At 32.5% G+C, this 16,910-nt stretch carries 18 protein-coding genes; 2 read left to right on the forward strand and 16 right to left on the reverse strand.

Going from position 1 to position 16,910, the window contains the following annotated elements; all coding sequences use genetic code 11:
* Positions 1–504: hypothetical protein (locus AB8B52_RS03800; RefSeq protein ID WP_406025405.1), on the forward strand; the 504-nt coding region annotated here is incomplete at its 5' end.
* Between the two features lie 877 nt (positions 505–1,381).
* Here AB8B52_RS03800 and AB8B52_RS03805 read toward each other — a convergent pair.
* The 11 genes from AB8B52_RS03805 to AB8B52_RS03855 form a co-directional block, all read right to left on the reverse strand.
* Complete coding sequence (locus tag AB8B52_RS03805) at positions 1,382–3,259, reverse strand: T9SS type A sorting domain-containing protein (RefSeq protein ID WP_406025407.1); 1,878 nt, start codon at positions 3,257–3,259, stop codon at positions 1,382–1,384.
* Between the two features lie 693 nt (positions 3,260–3,952).
* A complete protein-coding gene (locus AB8B52_RS03810) occupies positions 3,953–4,666 on the reverse strand; it encodes a DUF4369 domain-containing protein (RefSeq protein WP_406025409.1) in 714 nt (237 codons plus the stop codon).
* Between the two features lie 86 nt (positions 4,667–4,752).
* Positions 4,753–6,063 (reverse strand): DUF819 domain-containing protein, encoded by a 1,311-nt coding sequence (locus tag AB8B52_RS03815; protein ID WP_406025411.1) that lies wholly within the window; start codon positions 6,061–6,063, stop codon positions 4,753–4,755.
* A 67-nt stretch (positions 6,064–6,130) separates the two neighbouring features.
* Positions 6,131–6,310, reverse strand: a complete 180-nt coding sequence (locus tag AB8B52_RS03820; protein WP_406025413.1) for an Arc family DNA binding domain-containing protein — start codon at positions 6,308–6,310, stop codon at positions 6,131–6,133.
* A 4-nt stretch (positions 6,311–6,314) separates the two neighbouring features.
* Positions 6,315–7,265 carry an alpha/beta hydrolase gene (locus AB8B52_RS03825; RefSeq protein WP_406025415.1) on the reverse strand — a complete coding sequence of 317 codons (951 nt, stop codon included), beginning with the start codon at positions 7,263–7,265 and terminating at the stop codon, positions 6,315–6,317.
* On the reverse strand, positions 7,262–7,768 hold the full coding sequence (locus AB8B52_RS03830) for a hypothetical protein (protein WP_406025417.1): 507 nt from the start codon (positions 7,766–7,768) through the stop codon (positions 7,262–7,264). The genes AB8B52_RS03825 and AB8B52_RS03830 overlap by 4 nt, the downstream gene beginning before the upstream one ends.
* Positions 7,768–7,926, reverse strand: coding sequence for a DUF4177 domain-containing protein (locus tag AB8B52_RS03835; RefSeq protein WP_406025419.1), 159 nt, complete (start codon positions 7,924–7,926; stop codon positions 7,768–7,770). The genes AB8B52_RS03830 and AB8B52_RS03835 overlap by 1 nt, the downstream gene beginning before the upstream one ends.
* A 1-nt stretch (position 7,927) precedes the next feature.
* Complete coding sequence (locus tag AB8B52_RS03840; RefSeq protein ID WP_406025421.1) at positions 7,928–8,110, reverse strand: hypothetical protein; 183 nt, start codon at positions 8,108–8,110, stop codon at positions 7,928–7,930.
* A gap of 1 nt (position 8,111) precedes the next feature.
* Positions 8,112–8,972: an SPFH domain-containing protein gene (locus tag AB8B52_RS03845; protein WP_406025423.1), complete on the reverse strand. Its 861-nt coding sequence runs from the start codon at positions 8,970–8,972 to the stop codon at positions 8,112–8,114.
* Between the two features lie 354 nt (positions 8,973–9,326).
* Entirely contained in the window at positions 9,327–10,256 is a 930-nt protein-coding gene (locus tag AB8B52_RS03850) for an alpha/beta hydrolase family protein (protein WP_406025425.1), read from the reverse strand.
* A gap of 374 nt (positions 10,257–10,630) precedes the next feature.
* Entirely contained in the window at positions 10,631–11,236 is a 606-nt protein-coding gene (locus AB8B52_RS03855) for an alpha-ketoglutarate-dependent dioxygenase AlkB family protein (protein ID WP_406025427.1), read from the reverse strand.
* Between the two features lie 33 nt (positions 11,237–11,269).
* Between AB8B52_RS03855 and AB8B52_RS03860 the strand changes: the two genes are divergently transcribed.
* A complete protein-coding gene (locus AB8B52_RS03860) occupies positions 11,270–11,950 on the forward strand; it encodes a M15 family metallopeptidase (RefSeq protein WP_406025429.1) in 681 nt (226 codons plus the stop codon).
* Between the two features lie 10 nt (positions 11,951–11,960).
* On the opposite strand, the gene AB8B52_RS03865 is transcribed toward AB8B52_RS03860, so the two are convergent.
* The 5 genes from AB8B52_RS03865 to AB8B52_RS03885 all read right to left on the reverse strand — a co-directional run bounded on the left by AB8B52_RS03865 (position 11,961) and on the right by AB8B52_RS03885 (position 16,763).
* Complete coding sequence (locus AB8B52_RS03865) at positions 11,961–12,314, reverse strand: hypothetical protein (protein WP_406025431.1); 354 nt, start codon at positions 12,312–12,314, stop codon at positions 11,961–11,963.
* A complete protein-coding gene (locus tag AB8B52_RS03870) occupies positions 12,307–13,284 on the reverse strand; it encodes a hypothetical protein (protein ID WP_406025433.1) in 978 nt (325 codons plus the stop codon). Before AB8B52_RS03870 ends, AB8B52_RS03865 begins: the two co-directional genes overlap by 8 nt.
* Before the next feature lie 185 nt (positions 13,285–13,469).
* On the reverse strand, positions 13,470–14,804 hold the full coding sequence (locus tag AB8B52_RS03875; protein WP_406025435.1) for a hypothetical protein: 1,335 nt from the start codon (positions 14,802–14,804) through the stop codon (positions 13,470–13,472).
* Positions 14,805–14,844: 40 nt separating this feature from the next.
* On the reverse strand, positions 14,845–16,164 hold the full coding sequence (locus AB8B52_RS03880) for a hypothetical protein (protein WP_406025437.1): 1,320 nt from the start codon (positions 16,162–16,164) through the stop codon (positions 14,845–14,847).
* Between the two features lie 212 nt (positions 16,165–16,376).
* On the reverse strand, positions 16,377–16,763 hold the full coding sequence (locus tag AB8B52_RS03885) for a DUF2306 domain-containing protein (RefSeq protein WP_406025439.1): 387 nt from the start codon (positions 16,761–16,763) through the stop codon (positions 16,377–16,379).
* Positions 16,764–16,910: the final 147 nt, after the last annotated feature.

The following is a 16,910-nucleotide window of genomic DNA, read 5'->3' on the forward strand; positions in this document are numbered from 1 at the left end:
CGTGTTAGAGTGTTACCAACAAACGTCGTAAATGCAGATTTACCTGTTAAGGCTGATGCTAATGGTGTTTTGAAAAAAGGTTACCGATCTGGTGAAGTGATTAAAATGGCAATTGTAAAGAATTTTTCGTGGGCTATTACAAATGGAGGAGATACCATGACGCTTAATACCACTTATACTCCTCTATCTGCAAACTCTACAATACGAGTGACTTATGATTGTGAATATAGAATTCCAGGTAGTGGGAATGATATTTGGTATTCATATTTGTATATAGATAACCTATCTTCTGAGGTGACTAGAAAAAGACAAGAATGGGACAATGGTAACGGTGGAGGAACAAGAAGTACTACATTATTACCAATAACAGGGTCTCGAACAATTACAAATACTAATGTTAAAAACATAAGAATTGTACTAACCGATATAGGTTCTTCTTCTGATGATGAAATTGAAATGAACGCAAACAATGGTACCATGGTAATCACTGAAATTGCAAACTAAGTATTTAATATTCAGCATTTCAATATTTATGAGAATGTTGAGTTAGAAAAATGATGTAATTAATTTTTAATAAACAGATTTATAACAAAGTCAAGATCCCTTTTTTAAGGTGTCTTGGCTTTTTTTTTGCTAAAAGGTAAAGCGATCTTATTTACTTTTGTCTTTTAACAAGATCTATTTCTATACAAAACTTTAATGTTGAATTTTTAATATCAGCCTTTGGTTGTTTTGAAGCATACATTAGTTGAGCTGTTTGTTAATTCTAATTATACCTAATTTTAAAAACGACACTGGTCACTAAAACGGTCAACTCAATTTAGGGATGTCAAGTGAGAACAGGTTGAGAACTTTAAATGTCTTAGATGTAATTTTTTGAAAGAAAAAGACTCACTCGAACAGACAGAATTACTAAGGTTATTAAACGCTAAAATTAATTGCTAAGATGAGGTTAAGTATGCATTCCTAGAGCAATGAAAAACGAATAAAGGTATCTAGAATGGCTTCAGAATTATTAATATCCTAGAAATGATTCATAAGAGAAAAAATCACCAGAACTGACCTCATTATCATTAATTAAATATATCAAAATCAATTATTAATATTAGTTCGAGTGTGTATTCATCTAAAGAGTAATAGAAAAAGCATAAATGTATCTCGAAGAGATCCACAATTATAAAAATTCCTGATTTGATTCCTGAAAAATGGAGCCAATCGTACTGATAGTATATTTTACTTTTAGATGCAATATACTCATTGGGTTAGATGTTATTTGATAAATCTAAAATCAAATTCAAATAAAAAACGGATCAGAACAAAAAAACACACGTTACATTAATGATGCAACCTGTGTTTTAGTTTTTTAGTAAAATTTTAGCTGCTATTTGTGCGTTACGATCAGCTTTTTAGAAAGAGAGGTATTATTCTTAAGTAGAATATTGGCGACGTAAATACCACCACTCAAATTTTTTGATGGATAGGTATAACGGTCTTCAATATCTGAAATAGAATGATTTAAGACCAGTCTTCCATTCATGTCATAAACTTGAAACGATGCTATGTCTCTTAAATTAGGATTTAATATGGTAAATAGAGAAGTGTTATTATTTACTAAAATATTAAATTGATCTTTGAGTCTAGTTTCAGCACTTAATGTGTTCTCATTTACAAATACAATTCTAAATCGTGAATCAAAAGTTCCAGCATCAATATTTAAATCATAATCTTGTTGGGTAAGATCTACATAAATATTATTATCTATATCATGCAAATATATAGGTTGTGATTCGTCAAAATTTTGAATATCAAAAATGCTAAATCGCAATTGTTGTTGATTTTCAGCCTTAATAACAACTGGTATTTCTAATTCTAAGTCAAAAGCATTAGCTTGAATGGTGTAAGGCACAGTGTCTAGTATCCAAGACGCATCTGTAGCGGAATCACTAGGCGATTTCACTTCCATTCCGTAGTCAAAGCCAGGTGTGGCCGTTTGGTGAAAATTATGCATTAATTGCCTTGTATATTGGTCATCAAAAGTAACATTTAAACGAAATCTTTTATGATCTTCAGGTACAATGCTCAGACCATATTCATTATACAACGGGTCGTTGGTATCCGTAGTTGAAGTTTCAGAACTTGAACTTCTAAAAAACAGGCTATTGCCATCAGAAATTTTTTCATAAACTCTGTGTGCATTTTTCATGTAAACCATTGAGCCAGGTGATGCGCTACTGGCACCTTCTACCATAAATCCTTGACCTATTGGAATATAACGTTTCGATATTTTTGTACCAATATTTCCACCAGGAGATGGTGCTAACGGAACCGCATTACCAGCCGCGTCATAAGCTGAAAACTTAGCATTTACAAAACTCTCTAGTCCTGCAGCCGAAATAGTATATGAGGCATATCCACCTATATACTCAGAAACATAGTGCGAGCCTTCGTCTGATTGTTCCCAGAAATAAAGAGCACCAGTCGTTGTTGGTAGCGGAGATGGACCGTTGTTTAAATTGGTGTTTTGCGGATCATGAATAAAAAGTAAGGCATCTACAGCAGATGGATAAGGGTTGCCTATTAGTGTAAACTGGTCTGCTGCAATTAGGTTACTTATGGTGCCATTATTTGCTTTTCCTCTAAAATCGTAAAGTTGGTTAGTATTGCCTGAGACTCCCTTCATTGTAAAACCGAGTCCTGGTAAAATGGATGAAGACTCACCTACATAATTCCAGTCTGAATAATTATTTGACGTGCTAAAAGTGTATAGCCAACGATTAGAAATAGTGAGCGATGGTGATGAAAACCCATCATGAGAAGACGTAAAAGCAACATCAACGCTAGAGGTTGTTCCCAGAGGATCTTGCAGTGTAATGATATTTGTAGCTTCATCGATGAGATTAACTCTACCAGATTCATTACCAAAAGCCATAGAATTATTCCCAACAGGCGAGCACCAATAATTATAAGTATAATTACTAGAATTACCAGATTGATAAACACTTAATTCACCAATACCTGTATTAAAAGACATTTCTTCACCCTGAATAAGCTGACCTTCCTCTCTTAAATAAAATTTAGAATTAGTTTCTCCTAAGGTAATTGCGTTGTTTACAAAAATAATTTCATCATTAACCATTAAGAAGTTATCATTTCTAACACTTAATTGTGCGTAGGATGAGAAAACAGCGGTAACAAGTAAAAGAAAAACACTTGAAGTCTTTAAATTAATAGTAAACGATTGGTTTTTTGTTCGTATCATCTCTATCGCAGTCTTGAATAGATTTATTTTTAACATCATAATTTACAAATTAGTTGGTATCTCTTTGATTTTAAAAATTTAAAAAGAAACTGAGTATTCAGTTGATCAAAATTTTCAATAACAATCATGTATTTCATCTGATAAATAATACATTTTGACGAAAATACTAATTTTATTAAAATAGAAAAATTTTTAGAGATGTTTTTTTCTCGAAAACTAGTATTTATTGCAATTTTAAGCGTTATTTGGTTATTAATACAAGTTAAATAGTTAAAAAAAGTAAGTTTAATCTTATAATTGATAGTGATTATATGTACTTTAACCATTCAATTGACCACTTTTTTAAACTAAAAAAGGTACAAGAATGTAAAGCTTGAATTCATCTCTTCAAGAAGTTGAAGCATAACCATCACCTTGAAATTTTGAACTCAATTTTTTTTTTCTCAGTAAACAGAGATTGAAATGTAGATGAATGTTTCAGCCTTTTGAATCCTGTATAATAAAAATTGAAATATTAATTATTCTTAATATGATGTGTATTTTTAAGGTGTAGAGATACTTCAATGCTTTACCTTAAGTAAATTTAATGCATTAAAAAATGGCTTAAAGTAGGTTTGTAGTAAAGTTCGAACCCTATGTTTTTTCCTCTGCTTATTAAAAATTATCGTTTAGAAGTTAACGACGTGAATAGGTCTATTCAACAGACTTGTTGCGCTCAGCTATAGCTTCCCCAAGTTGTTTACCATAGCGTGAGTTTTTAATCTCAGAAGTTAAACTGTTGTAAACAGAATCTATATAAATAGGGTTTGCATTTCGTGCTTCGTAGAGGGCTAAATAAGGAGCTACTTCACTATCCTTATTATTCATAGCATACTGAATAGTATAAGCATATTTGCGCTTTATAAGGTTATTTGCTATTCTATTTAAAGAGTCTACAGCCAAACTATCATTGTCTTTTTGAGCATTAAAGTTAGCCTCAATAAGATCTAAGTTTTTATTGTTGAATTGTGACATCATATTTAAATACTCATCTAAGAGTGCTTGTTGTTTAGAGCCTTTAATTTCAGAATTAAAGTTAAAATTCTTCAACGTTGTATTAATTTCTGTAATCCCTTTATCTGCAAAAAACGGAATGTAATGCTCTTCTCCATCATTTTTAAATAATTTTAAATATAGAAGAATAGGTTCATCTATATCTGTATGAAGCGTGAATTCTGGCTCACCAGTAATAACCATAGAATCTAAATTGACAACGCTAGAGTCTCCATCCTTCTGAAGATAAACCACTCCTTTTTTTAAACCTTTAACAGTTCCTTTTAAAGTAAAATTAGTATCCTTCTTTTTGCTACACGAAATAGCTAGAGCAATGAATAGAATAAGGCTTAAGGTTTTTTTTAATGTCGTCATGTTTTGCTAAATAATTAGGTGCAACTTCGCTTATGTGCTACGTTGAATTTAGATGCACAAATATCTTAATAATTGTTTGAATCTTGTTAACTAATAGCAGCTAATTCCATTAAAATTGTGCAACCAATGGCAGCAATTGTACCAACGGCATAGCCAAAGACGGCGAGTAAAACTCCAACAGTTGCTAATGATGGGTGAAAAGCAGAAGCTACAATAGGCGCAGAAGCTGCGCCACCAACATTGGCTTGGCTACCAACTGCTAAAAAGAAGTAGGGTGCTTTTATGAGTTTTGCCACCAAGATAAGCAGAAGCGCATGGATGGTCATCCAAACCACACCAATAGCAATAAGACCTAGATTATCAAAAATCATGGTTAAATCCATTTTCATACCTATGCTAGCGACAAGAATATAAATGAAGACACTTCCAAATTTACTCGCGCCAGCACCTTCATAATTTTTTGCTTTGGTATTTGATAATAAGATGGCAATGATGGTAGCAACACTAATCATCCAAAAGAATTTTGAACCTAAAAATGTGAATATGTTACGTGTGGTAGGTGATTCAATATTTGCAACTACGCCTTCAAAATATGGTGCTAAAAAGTTGGCACTTAAATGCGCAATACTTACCGTTCCGAATGCAATGGCACAAATAACCATTATATCCGTAAGAGATGGATTTCGTTTTACTTTTTCTGAAAAGGTGGACATTTTTTCTTTTAACGCTTCAATAGAAGCTGTATCTGCTTTGAGCCATTTGTTAATACGGTTTCTTTTGCCAATACCAATTAAAACAATGGCCATCCAAATATTGGCAACCACAATATCAACGAAAACCATACCTCCATATTTGGCTTGGTTATAACCATAAATTTCTAACATGGCGGTTTGGTTGGCTCCACCACCAATCCAGCTTCCCGCTAAAGTAGAAAGACCTCTCCAAACCGCATCTGGACCGACACCTCCAACTGTTTCTGGAGAAACTGCGGCTATTAATAAAATAGCGATGGGACCACCAATTACAATACCCAAAGTTCCTGTAAAAAACATCACCAAAGCCTTCCAACCTAGATTAAAAACTGCTTTTAAATCAATACTTAGTGTCATTAATACCAAAGCTGCTGGTAACAAATACCGACTCGCTACATAATATAAATTTGATTTATGTTCTGTAAGAACACCTTCTTCTGAGACGGTTGTCCATTCTGGAGAAATTAAACCTGTAGTTGTTAAAATTGCTGGTACCATATAAGCCATAAAAAGGCCAGGAACGATTTTATAAAATTTTGCCCAAAAGCCTGTTTCAATAGATTCTGTAATAAATACGAATCCTAAGGCGAGCATTAATAGACCAAACACAATTGTATCATCAGTAAAAAGTGGAGTAGTATCCATAGCTAGGTTTATTTTTGGTGTCTGCAAAATACAAAAATTAAAAACTAAAAAAAGTGACTATTTCTAATCACTTTTCGTCTTTCGGTTTATCTTTTTGCTTGGGTTGTCGCTTATGCTCTTTTAGATATTGCATCAGCATCCATTCGATCTGACCATTGGTACTGCGGAATTCATCCGAAGCCCATTTTTCAATGGCTTTCAGCATGTCTTCATTAACTCGCAATGCGAAGGCTTTTTTCTTGGACATGAAGTTATTTTTTAATAAATGCTGTAATTGTAGAAACTAATTTTTCCGATAATGGAAAATTTGGTGAGTTATAGGATTTTAAATTATCTTCATCGTTAATAATTGTTTTTAAGACGTGATTCATATTTTCAATGATTACTAATTCTGCATCGTCTTTAGACTGTTTGAGCTGTTTTGCATCTTCTACAGATACTTGAAGGTCTTTGGTTCCATTTATAATTAATGTAGGGACTATTACTTTTTTTATTTCTTCAGATGGGTTATAGGCAGCCCAAGACACTAAAAAAGGCTGGGTTGGTTTGTTAAACATGGACATTAAGTTGAGGTCAACTTTAGCAATGGTGCCTGTTGTTTTTAATTCTTCAAAATGACTTTCAACAATATTAGCTATAGAGTCACCATTTTGTAAACGTATTTGCTTGGTAATTATAACATCAAAAGCGGCAGAAGGTCCAGCTAATGAAATGTATTTATCTACTCCTGTAACTGATGAAAGCATACCAACTAATGAGCCCTGACTATGTCCTATGAGCGTAATACTTGAAAAGCGAGAATCATCCTTAAAATTGTTAATAGTCAGTTTTGCATCCTCAACAAATTTATCGAACGATAATTCGCGCATTATAAATTTCATATTACTTACTGTTGAGGTGCGTTTATCGTAACGATAGAAAGCAATATTCTCATTGTTTAATAGTGTAGAAAGTTGTTTAATATAATTGGCCTTAGCATTAATTCCTGCTTGATTTCCGTTTCTATCTACATTTCCAGATCCGTGAATAAATATGACCAGAGGCTGTGACTCAAGTGTTTTATTGTAAGATAAAGTACCTGGCAATTGTACACTATCATTTTTTAAAAGTATCTCTTCTTCAATAATTTGAGATTGGGACTGAATTGAATTAAAAAATAAGGTAGATAATATATAAACAAGACTAATTTTTATTGTTTTCATGTTGCGTTTATTTTAGTTTGGTAATGAGTTAAAACACTTTTGGCATTATCATGTTGTTGAGTACCAATAAGCAGTTTTTTTCCATTTTTTAATTCGAGTTGAATCCCAATATCTCCTGAAACGTTAATGGCTTTTCCTTTGGCACTATTCCAAAGCGCTCCGCCTTTTAGTCCCCAACCACCATATTCATTTAAGGCATTATATTTCCTAACATAAGCTTTATCAATGTCTTGCCATTCTATCAATTTAAGACTCCAATGGAAAGGTGAAAATTGGTAGTGAATTCCTTTTTCATCGATTTGGGTGTTAAGTTTAAATAAAAATATGAGTCCAGAAACTAAAAGAATCATGCCAATAGTTGTGAATAGTTCTAAATGAGACGTTGTGTTAGTCGCTTTAAAATAACTAATTAAGATGACACTAATACTTAGCAACGCACACACAGCTATTAATATAATTAGCCAAACTTGATTAAAGCGTTGTTCTTCTTTAAATATTTTCATTATCTATTCTTATCACGTTCAAAAACAATACTCGACCAATTCACGGCAATTTGTTTTACAACCCAACCTTCACGCGCATATTGGTTTAATAAATCTTCAAAATTAGTTATGCGATTACGAAATCCTAATTTTGGTATAACGACTTTATATTCTTTCATTTTAAAGTTCTGTTTTATGGTCCTTAAATACAACTAGTGCAAGTACAACACCTATAATGGTTCCTATGATGGTACCATACACTGTACTGATGGCTATTTCTCCAGTTACAGCTCCAATAGTAGTCCCTATGCTAGAACCTATAGCACAACCAACACCAATTGAAATGATTTGTTTGTTATTCATTTTAATGATTTAAAGTTCCTGTATTTAAAACTGGCGACGCATCTTTATCTCCACAAAGCACCACCATAAGGTTACTGACCATTGCTGCTTTGCGTTCTTCATCTAAATCAACAACATTTTTTTTACTGAGTTGCTCTATGGCCATTTCTACCATACTTACAGCTCCCTCTACAATCTTATGTCTGGCTGCTACAATGGCTGTGGCTTGCTGACGCTTCAACATGGCATTTGCAATTTCTTGGGCATAAGCTAAGTACCCAATACGTGCTTCTAAAACTTCTATACCTGCTATGGATAATCGTTCGTCAATTTCTTTTTCTAGTGCATTACTCACTTCATTAACACTAGATCTTAAGGTGATGTCTTCCGCAACGCCTTCGTCTGCAAAATTATCGTAAGGATACATACTTGCTAATTTTCTAACAGCAGCATCGGTTTGTACACGTACAAAATTTTCGTAATTATCAACATCGAAGGCGGCTTTGTAGGTGTTCTGCACACGCCAAACTAAGATGGTACTTATCATAATTGGGTTTCCTAATTTGTCATTTACCTTTAAACGTTCACTATCAAAATTACTAGCGCGTAAAGAGATTTTCTTTTTCGTGTAAAAGGGATTCACCCAATAGAAACCATTCTTTTTTACGGTACCTACATACTTTCCAAATAAAAGTAAAACGCGCGAACCGTTTGGTTGTACCATTAAAAAACCAAAGGCTAAAACCAATGCGGTAACAATACCAAATACAGGCCAACCTGATTTTGTCATTGCTATTACAGCGATACTTCCGAAGAAGAGCAGTATAAATAAAAAGAGCATAAGGTAGCCATTGGCTGGGACGATGATTTTTTCTTCTTTCATAAGTTCTGAATTTAGTTGGTTAAAAAGTTAACTATTCAATGTGATATTAAAATGATATCATAAAGATATATAATATTAGTATATGAATTCACACTATTGTTACAATTTTTTTAAAAAAAGAATAAAAATTAAGTTTGGCACAGCATTTGGTATATACTAATTGTAATGGAAATTACGATAGTTACCAAAGCGTAACACACTACAAAATCGTAACATTACATTTGGTTGGTTAGTTAGAAAAAGCATCTCGTGGTTGGGATGCTTTTCATTTTTAGTGTATTTATTAAAAAAAATGCATCTCAGTACTGATAACAGTCTTCTGAGATGCTTTTTATTTAAAGAAATGAACTTTTTCTAGTGCTGTTGCATAAAACTCGTAATACTTTCAATAAGCAATGGAGAGACCTTTCTAAACGATTCGTTATACGATTTTGAATTTTCTAAATCATCACCTTCAATTTCAAAAAGGACGTGGTTCATATTTTCAATAATAACCAATTGACTTTCTGTATTGGCTGCTTTTAAAACTTCCGCCTCTTTAACAGACACTTGAAGATCTTTGGTGCCGTTGATAATAAGAATCGGTATGTCTAAGTCTTTAATAATTTCTGATGGGTTGTGAGACATCCAATTAATCATAAAAGGTTGTAAGTCTGCATTAAATATAGAAGCCAAAGCCACAGGATAGTCGGTTGTAGTTTTACCAGCTTTTAAACTGTCAATAACACGCTTTGTATCGTCATTAAACATCGGAGCCGTTTTTGCAATTTGTTCAATAATAACATCACCAATATTATTACCTGCGCCTGCTAGCGATATAAAACCATCTGCTTGGTCTTTAGCAGATAGCATGCCAACCAAACTCCCTTGGCTATGCCCAATAACATAAATTTTATTGTAACTATCTTGGCTTTTAAAATAGGCAATCACCTCTGAAGCATCACTAACAAAATCATCGAACATCATATTTTTGTTCACGTTATTTTGTTTTATTTGTTTTACAATGCGTTTATCGTATCTAAAGGTAGCAACGCCATTGTCTGTAAGGGCTATTGCTAATTTTTTCAAGGAGTTATTTTTGAGGAAATTTTGGTTGCCGTTTCTATTGGTAGGACCAGAACCTGCAATAATGATAGCTAAATTGGGTTGTTTACTGTTATTTGGTGTAAGCAAAGTGCCATCGATCCATTTTGTTATAGCAAGTTCATTCTCGGTATAGGTTGTGTCTTGGCTAAAACCTAGAACACTAAATATGTAAAACACTATAATTAAATATGATTTCATTTTGGTGTAATTTTAATTGGTATAAAGTTAAATGATATTGCGATGATTCTAAATATTTAAACGCTTTTAATACCAGTTTATGATTTTTAAATAGAAATTATTGCAGTTGATAATTATGTATTTTATCGGTGAAATGTATTATTTCGTCCAAAAATGTTAAAATTAAATGTATTTCATCGATTAAATAGGTTTTTTATCTTGTCAATTGAAAATGAATTATATATTTGACATGTACTAAAAAATTAGTTTTTAGTTCAATGGATTAATTAATTGATATTTGCCTTATGTTGTGTTAAATTAGAGACCCTAAATCTACCAGCATAGTAAAGCAAATAAAACGAAAACCGAGATTGAGGGATCTCGGTTTTTTGTTGTTATATACTTTTTATCGTTCTAAACGTAAGGTTAATGCGCTCTTCAATCTGTTTTTTTGTTTTTGCAATTTGATGCAACCAAAAGTGTTGCATTTCCCCTTTCATTAGTAATAAGCTGCCGTGTTCTAAATTTAGTTTGTGTCGCTCTTCCTTAATATGTCTGTGTTTAAAATGAAAAGGGCGTGTTTCGCCAAAACTCACAGAAGCAATTACTGGATTTTTCCCTAATTCTTTTTCATTGTCTCCATGCCAGCCATTACTATCGTTTCCATCTCTATAAAGGTTAACCAGTAAGGTGTTAAACTGATGATTTGTGGTGTGTTCTACTTTAGTTTTTATGGTTTGAAGTGTTTCTGAAAATGGTTTAGGATACATCACAATGTTAGAATAACCGTAAGGTTGATCCGAGTCTCCAAAAAGTGCTGTTAATCTGGGTTGTTTATAGGTTTTTCCGAATACGGTAATATCATCGTGTTGCCAGTTGGTTTCAACTTTAATGGTGTTGAAAAAATGATCCGCTTCTTGCTTAGAAAAGAAATTGGGAATGTATAATAATTCGGCATTTGGTAATTTAAAATGTTGTTTCTCGTCCGAAAACAAATTCATAGTTTAATTTTTTACTAATTTAGTGCAATTGATATGAACTATAAAACACTTGTATATATTATAGGATTTCTGCTGATTACTTTAGGTTTTAAGCAGAAGCAAGCCTTGCCAGATGGTTTTGTGCATGTAAAAACGTTTATTCCCGATTTAGATGTGGAATTACGTTATTTTTCTGAGCATAATTTTGTAGGTGATACCATTGACGGTTATAAGGCTAACCGCCTTATTTTAACCAAAGCAACAGCTGAAAAATTAAAATTGGTGCAAGAGGAACTGCAACAACAAAACCTTTGCCTAAAAGTGTATGACGGTTACCGACCACAGCGTGCTGTAAATCATTTTATACGTTGGGCAAAAGATTTGAATGACACGATTAATAAAGCAGAATTTTATCCCGAAGTCAATAAAAGACATCTGTTTAAAGCAGGTTACATTGCCTCACGATCTGGTCATAGTAGAGGAAGCACTATAGATTTAACCATTACTAATGGTGAAACAGGAGAACCTTTAGATATGGGAAGTCCTTATGATTTTTTTGGAGAAGCATCTTGGGTAGCGCACAACGATCTTACCGACATCCAAAAGAAAAATCGCCAATTACTACAAACGGTAATGCTAAAGCATAATTTTAGAAACTACCCAAAAGAGTGGTGGCATTTTACATTGCGTTGGGAATCATTTCCTAAAACTTATTTTGATTTTGAAGTGGAGTAAATTTGAAGATTCACAAATAAACCCAAGCCCAATACATCAATCCAAACTGCAAAGGCAATCGCAGTATCAAAATCCATTTCGGAATGCCAGCAGACGCTTTTTCGCCCGAAAGCATATAAATGTGTACTAGTAGAAATACGGCTAACATGGCTATAATACCGTAAATAGAAACGGCTTTTAATAGTGGAATACACAAACCGATTCCTAATAAAACTTCGGCTATACCACTCCAAAACACTAAGGCTTTGTGATTTGGTAAATATTTAGGCATAATCCGCAAATAAGCCTTTGGTTTTATAAAATGCATGATGCCAGCAAGCACATACATGGCAGCCATGATATAAAGTCCTAAAGGTTCATTCATCTTTATAGGTTTTGTAGGTGAGTCCGATACCATAATTAAACAAGTCTCGCTTAAGTAAACTCGATTGTAGACCATTGCCTTTATCAAATTTCACCCAATTATTTCCATTTATAAAAACGCGTTTGATGTAGGTGTTTTTAGTTTCAACCTCTTCTGTAAATGGTAATAACGGTCTAAAATTGGTTGGTATTTTAACGACACCACCAGTTTTAGAAACAATTTCTTTGTATTTCTTATTCGGTAATAATTTACCTGCTTTATCGGTATAACCTAAAACTTGAAGTGATACAAAAAAGCCATTTTTAGGAATATAAATATCATAAGCATCAACATCTAACTGATGCGCATCACCATCTTTTTCGGTGGCTCTAAAAACAATAGTTTCGTAGGTTAATACCTTGCCTGGAACTCCATTGTTGTTCGTATAAAATTTCACTTTAAATAAGGTAGAGAATTTCTTCTTTTCACTGTTAGAGCGGTTTCGTTTTTCCCAGTCTTTAGATTCTAAAGCTATAGGAAATTGAACCTTAGATAATTTTTGATCTTTCGTGGTTGTTTTAGGGAAATAAACCGCAATCTCAGATTCTATAGTTGGTAACCAGCATTTGTAATAGTCGTCGTCTAAGGATGGTTTCAGTTTTTCTTCTTTAAATTTTCGGTCTAAAGTAACTCCAATTAAAACTTCATCTAATTCGGAAACTTCGGGTTGCATTAGTAATTGCTGAGGTAAATTTTGTGCAGCAATATTCAAATCCTTAAAACCTAAAGCCGAAATAAAAAGCGAATCGATATCTGGATATAATTTTTTGGTGAATAAAAACTGACCTTCATCATCTGCAAAAATACCGTTACCATTGCCAAATGATATGGTTGCGTAGCTTACAGGATAATTGGTAATACTATCTTTTATGGTGATTTGGGCAGAAGCTATTGATGTGATTAATAAAAATAGGACTAAAAATTTATACATGTTTCATAAGTTTCAAAGACTGTACCACAAGATGCTGAAATTAATTAAGCATTACAATAATAGACTGTTTTAATTATGAATTTGTTTAAATCTTTTCAATTTTTTACCGCATTTGAAAAGGTCAAATGCCTTGGTTAATTATAAGCATAAAAGAGTGTTTTAATAAGCGTTGTCCTTTAGATCATTTAATCTGGGTAATACCAAAATAGAATAGAAGTTAACGCATCGTTAATCGTATCTTTTTCTTTTAAGGTTTTTTGTTTTATGGTGAGCAAATGTTTCCCAGGATTTAGAGATGCTGTTGGTAAATAGGTTTCAAAACCTAAGTCGTTTTTATTGACTACAAAGTCCGATTCAAAAGCTAACGTATCTATTTCAGTCTTGTATAAATTATTAAAGGTTTTTAAATAGTCTTGTCGTAGACTATCATTTTTTTTACGTTTTGCTTCTGAATCGAAATCTTCGTGATTGAAACCGATAACAATACTTGAAGAAATTCCTCTTATATCTTTTTCTGGTTTTAAGCTTTCATTAAAGCTAAAGATATTGTCTTCAATTGCACTGGTAAATTTAATAAAGACTTTGACATGGTTTTCTGTTATTATTTTAGACTGAATGGCAGCATCTTTAATAAAAAGCGCATCATCTTTGTCAACTAAATCCTCATAATTACTATCTGTAGTGGTATAGGATTTAGCATTATTTAAATTGCTAAAATAGTTAGAAAACCTGTAGTCGGTAGTGGTCACAATAATAACAAGAAGAAACATTGGGAAAAGCAAAAAACTTAGACGTTTCCCAAATTTATTATCTAAAAAATTATAAATAATTGGTCGGTATAAAAAGGATAAGGTAACGAAGCTAAAGACCCAATAAAATGGAAAATACAACATTGAAAGCCATTTTTTCTTTTTTAACCAACCTTGGGTTACAAAGTCTATAAAGGTGAGTAACATGCCTAAAACTATAAAAATAATGAGAGGAATCCCTAAAGCATTACTAAGCCATTCTGGTAAGTTTTCGTTATAAATAACATACTCCATGGTTAATGCAATAACTATTATAGTGAATGTGAGTGCAAGTACATAAAAGATGAGTAGAAATGAAATGGCAAAAATAATACTACAATAATTTTCTAAACGTGCAACATATCTGTCAAACGAGCCTACTTTTTTCTGTAGATATTTTGTAAACCTTTCGCTGTAGTTGAGCTTTTCGTAATCAATATCTCCAGAAACGTATCGTAGGCCTAAAGCACCAATCCAAAGCCCTCTTAATAATACATGGAGCAACAGATTAAAGAGCAGTATAATACAAGAAAACCAAGCCACTTGTGCAATGACAACTTTGTACATAATACCTTTATTACCAGCTTCTATTATTACAATTTTTAGCGGTTCGTATAAACTGAACAAACCAAAAATGGCAAAACCAGATATCAATAACTCTAATTGCCAGCTTTCTTCTTGTAATTTACTGAGTAATTTTTTAAAGGCTGGTTTGTTGTAGTCTTGACTCATATTAATCGTTTTTTAATCTCGAACTCACATTGACTGCATTTTAGTTTGGGTAATACCAAAAAGGAATTCTGGCAACACGCCAATACGTGGTATCATCTTCAACGATACTGCGTCTATTTACGTTTAAAAGATGTTTGCCTTCTGTTAAATCTTTGGTGCCAACATAGGTTTCAAAACCTAACTCTTTTTTTATATTCTGTCCAAATATAAATTCATTGTTATAAGTAGTAGAGTCTACTTTAATAATATAAATAGAATTAATTGTTTTTAAGTATTCTTGCCTTAAACTATCTTTTTTTCCTCTGTAAGAATCATCATTAAATACGAGGTCAGTACTTAAACCTCTAATATCCTCATTGGGTTCTAATGCAGGATTGTAATAAAATACACGATCTTCAATGTTTTCAGAATAGAGCATAAATACTTTTAGAAAAGGATCTGTTATTACTTTAGACTGAATAATAACATCATTTGTGAAATTTTTATTATCAATCAGTAATTCTTCGTAGCTACTAGAATTTGCCATAATACTGCTAGAGCTAACGTTGGCATGAATGTAGTTTGAATTCTCATAATGAAATGATGCTATCACGGATATTAAAAGATAAAAAGGAACTAAAATTAAACTTAGTCGTCTCCCAAACTTATTGTCTAAAAAATTATAAACAAGAGGACGGTAGAGAAAAGATAAAGTGATAAAACTAAAGACCCAATAAATAGGAAAATAAATCTTGGAGATCCATTTTTTCTTTTTTAAAAAACCAAGCGTTATAAAGTCTATAAAAGTAATGAACATACCAAGGCAAATAAATATCATTATTGGTATGCCAATACCTTTAGAAACCCAACCAGGAAGTACATCATTAGATAAAACATAATTGATTATTAAGACAATAACGATGATGGTTAATGTTATAGCAAGTACATAAAAAATCAGTAAAAAAGAAATGGCGAATATAATACTGCAATAATTTTCTAGCGTACCGATATACTTATCAAAAGAGCCTACTTTTTTCTTTAAATAGTGAGTAAATTTCGGACTGTAATTTAATGTTTCATAATCAATATCTCCAGATACGTATCGCAAGCCTAAAGCACCTATCCATAAACCACGTAATAACACATGAAGCATTAAATTAAATATGAGAATAGCACAAGAAATAAAACCGATCGTATAAATTACAGAAGTATAGAGTTGTTGATTATTTTGAGCCTCTCGCATGCTATCGTACACTGGCTCAATAGCGGTAAACAAACCAAAAATAGCAAAACCAGAAATAAGTAATTCTAACTGCCAGCTTTCTTCTTGTAGTTTTTGAAGTAGTTTTTTAAAGGCTGGTTTGTTATAATCTTCACTCATGTTTTATGGTTGGTTAAACGTTGCTTTAAAATTACTAATATTCAATGAACTATAATCTTTTTTATGAAATTATGAAACGTTTACTAAATTTTGTCGTTTTTAATAATAGAGAACCTAACAAACCAAATGCATCAAAAAGAAACTGACTTAATTACGCTTTGCAAAAAAAAAACACACATCTCTACAACTGTTATTAATCATTTGAAATAATACTACCCAAAAAACACCTCATGTAAATAACGACCTGGCATTAAAGTAAAACCACCTGCAATAATTAAAGCGCCAAAATAGAGTAAAACCATCTTTCGTTTGTGCGCTTTTACATTGCCCTTTTTAATGGCAATATAAGCGGTTGGTACCGTCCAAATGGTCAAGAAACTAAAGAGGTGAATCCAACCAAAATGATTAAAAATAGTAGGGCCAACGTAAGCAGGTATAAATAAAGTCACCAAAGCTGTAAACAGCATTAAAATCATATATACTTTGCCAAGCTGTTTATGGATCTGTGTTCCTTTTTTAACCGCTAAAAGATACCCTCCAATAAACACGCAAGGTACAACGGTGTATAGATGCAAAAACATTAAAGTGTTATAATCCATTTTTTTTATTTTAGAAGCTAGAAGCTAGAAGCTAGAAGCTAGAAGCTAGAAGCTAGAAGCTAGAAGCTAGAAGCTAGAAGCTAGAAGCTAGAAGCTAGAAGCTAGAAGCTAGAAGCTAGAAGCTAGAAGCTAGAAGCTAGAAGCTAG

The organism is Winogradskyella sp. (genome assembly GCF_045105575.1).
Taxonomy (GTDB): domain Bacteria; phylum Bacteroidota; class Bacteroidia; order Flavobacteriales; family Flavobacteriaceae; genus Winogradskyella.

What these genes read in the sequence shown, in the direction of transcription:
- AB8B52_RS03835 (WP_406025419.1), bottom strand. Translation starts at nt 7,926, where the DNA reads ATGAAAGAATATAAAGTCGTTATACCAAAATTAGGATTTCGTAATCGC.
- AB8B52_RS03820 (WP_406025413.1), bottom strand. Translation starts at nt 6,310, where the DNA reads ATGTCCAAGAAAAAAGCCTTCGCATTGCGAGTTAATGAAGACATGCTG.
- AB8B52_RS03825 (WP_406025415.1), bottom strand. Translation starts at nt 7,265, where the DNA reads ATGAAAACAATAAAAATTAGTCTTGTTTATATATTATCTACCTTATTT.
- AB8B52_RS03840 (WP_406025421.1), bottom strand. Translation starts at nt 8,110, where the DNA reads ATGAATAACAAACAAATCATTTCAATTGGTGTTGGTTGTGCTATAGGT.
- AB8B52_RS03815 (WP_406025411.1), bottom strand. Translation starts at nt 6,063, where the DNA reads ATGGATACTACTCCACTTTTTACTGATGATACAATTGTGTTTGGTCTA.
- AB8B52_RS03870 (WP_406025433.1), bottom strand. Translation starts at nt 13,284, where the DNA reads ATGTATAAATTTTTAGTCCTATTTTTATTAATCACATCAATAGCTTCT.
- AB8B52_RS03875 (WP_406025435.1), bottom strand. Translation starts at nt 14,804, where the DNA reads ATGAGTCAAGACTACAACAAACCAGCCTTTAAAAAATTACTCAGTAAA.
- AB8B52_RS03850 (WP_406025425.1), bottom strand. Translation starts at nt 10,256, where the DNA reads ATGAAATCATATTTAATTATAGTGTTTTACATATTTAGTGTTCTAGGT.
- AB8B52_RS03855 (WP_406025427.1), bottom strand. Translation starts at nt 11,236, where the DNA reads ATGAATTTGTTTTCGGACGAGAAACAACATTTTAAATTACCAAATGCC.
- AB8B52_RS03865 (WP_406025431.1), bottom strand. Translation starts at nt 12,314, where the DNA reads ATGAATGAACCTTTAGGACTTTATATCATGGCTGCCATGTATGTGCTT.
- AB8B52_RS03885 (WP_406025439.1), bottom strand. Translation starts at nt 16,763, where the DNA reads ATGGATTATAACACTTTAATGTTTTTGCATCTATACACCGTTGTACCT.
- AB8B52_RS03805 (WP_406025407.1), bottom strand. Translation starts at nt 3,259, where the DNA reads ATGATACGAACAAAAAACCAATCGTTTACTATTAATTTAAAGACTTCA.
- AB8B52_RS03880 (WP_406025437.1), bottom strand. Translation starts at nt 16,164, where the DNA reads ATGAGTGAAGATTATAACAAACCAGCCTTTAAAAAACTACTTCAAAAA.
- AB8B52_RS03845 (WP_406025423.1), bottom strand. Translation starts at nt 8,972, where the DNA reads ATGAAAGAAGAAAAAATCATCGTCCCAGCCAATGGCTACCTTATGCTC.
- AB8B52_RS03860 (WP_406025429.1), top strand. Translation starts at nt 11,270, where the DNA reads ATGAACTATAAAACACTTGTATATATTATAGGATTTCTGCTGATTACT.
- AB8B52_RS03830 (WP_406025417.1), bottom strand. Translation starts at nt 7,768, where the DNA reads ATGAAAATATTTAAAGAAGAACAACGCTTTAATCAAGTTTGGCTAATT.
- AB8B52_RS03810 (WP_406025409.1), bottom strand. Translation starts at nt 4,666, where the DNA reads ATGACGACATTAAAAAAAACCTTAAGCCTTATTCTATTCATTGCTCTA.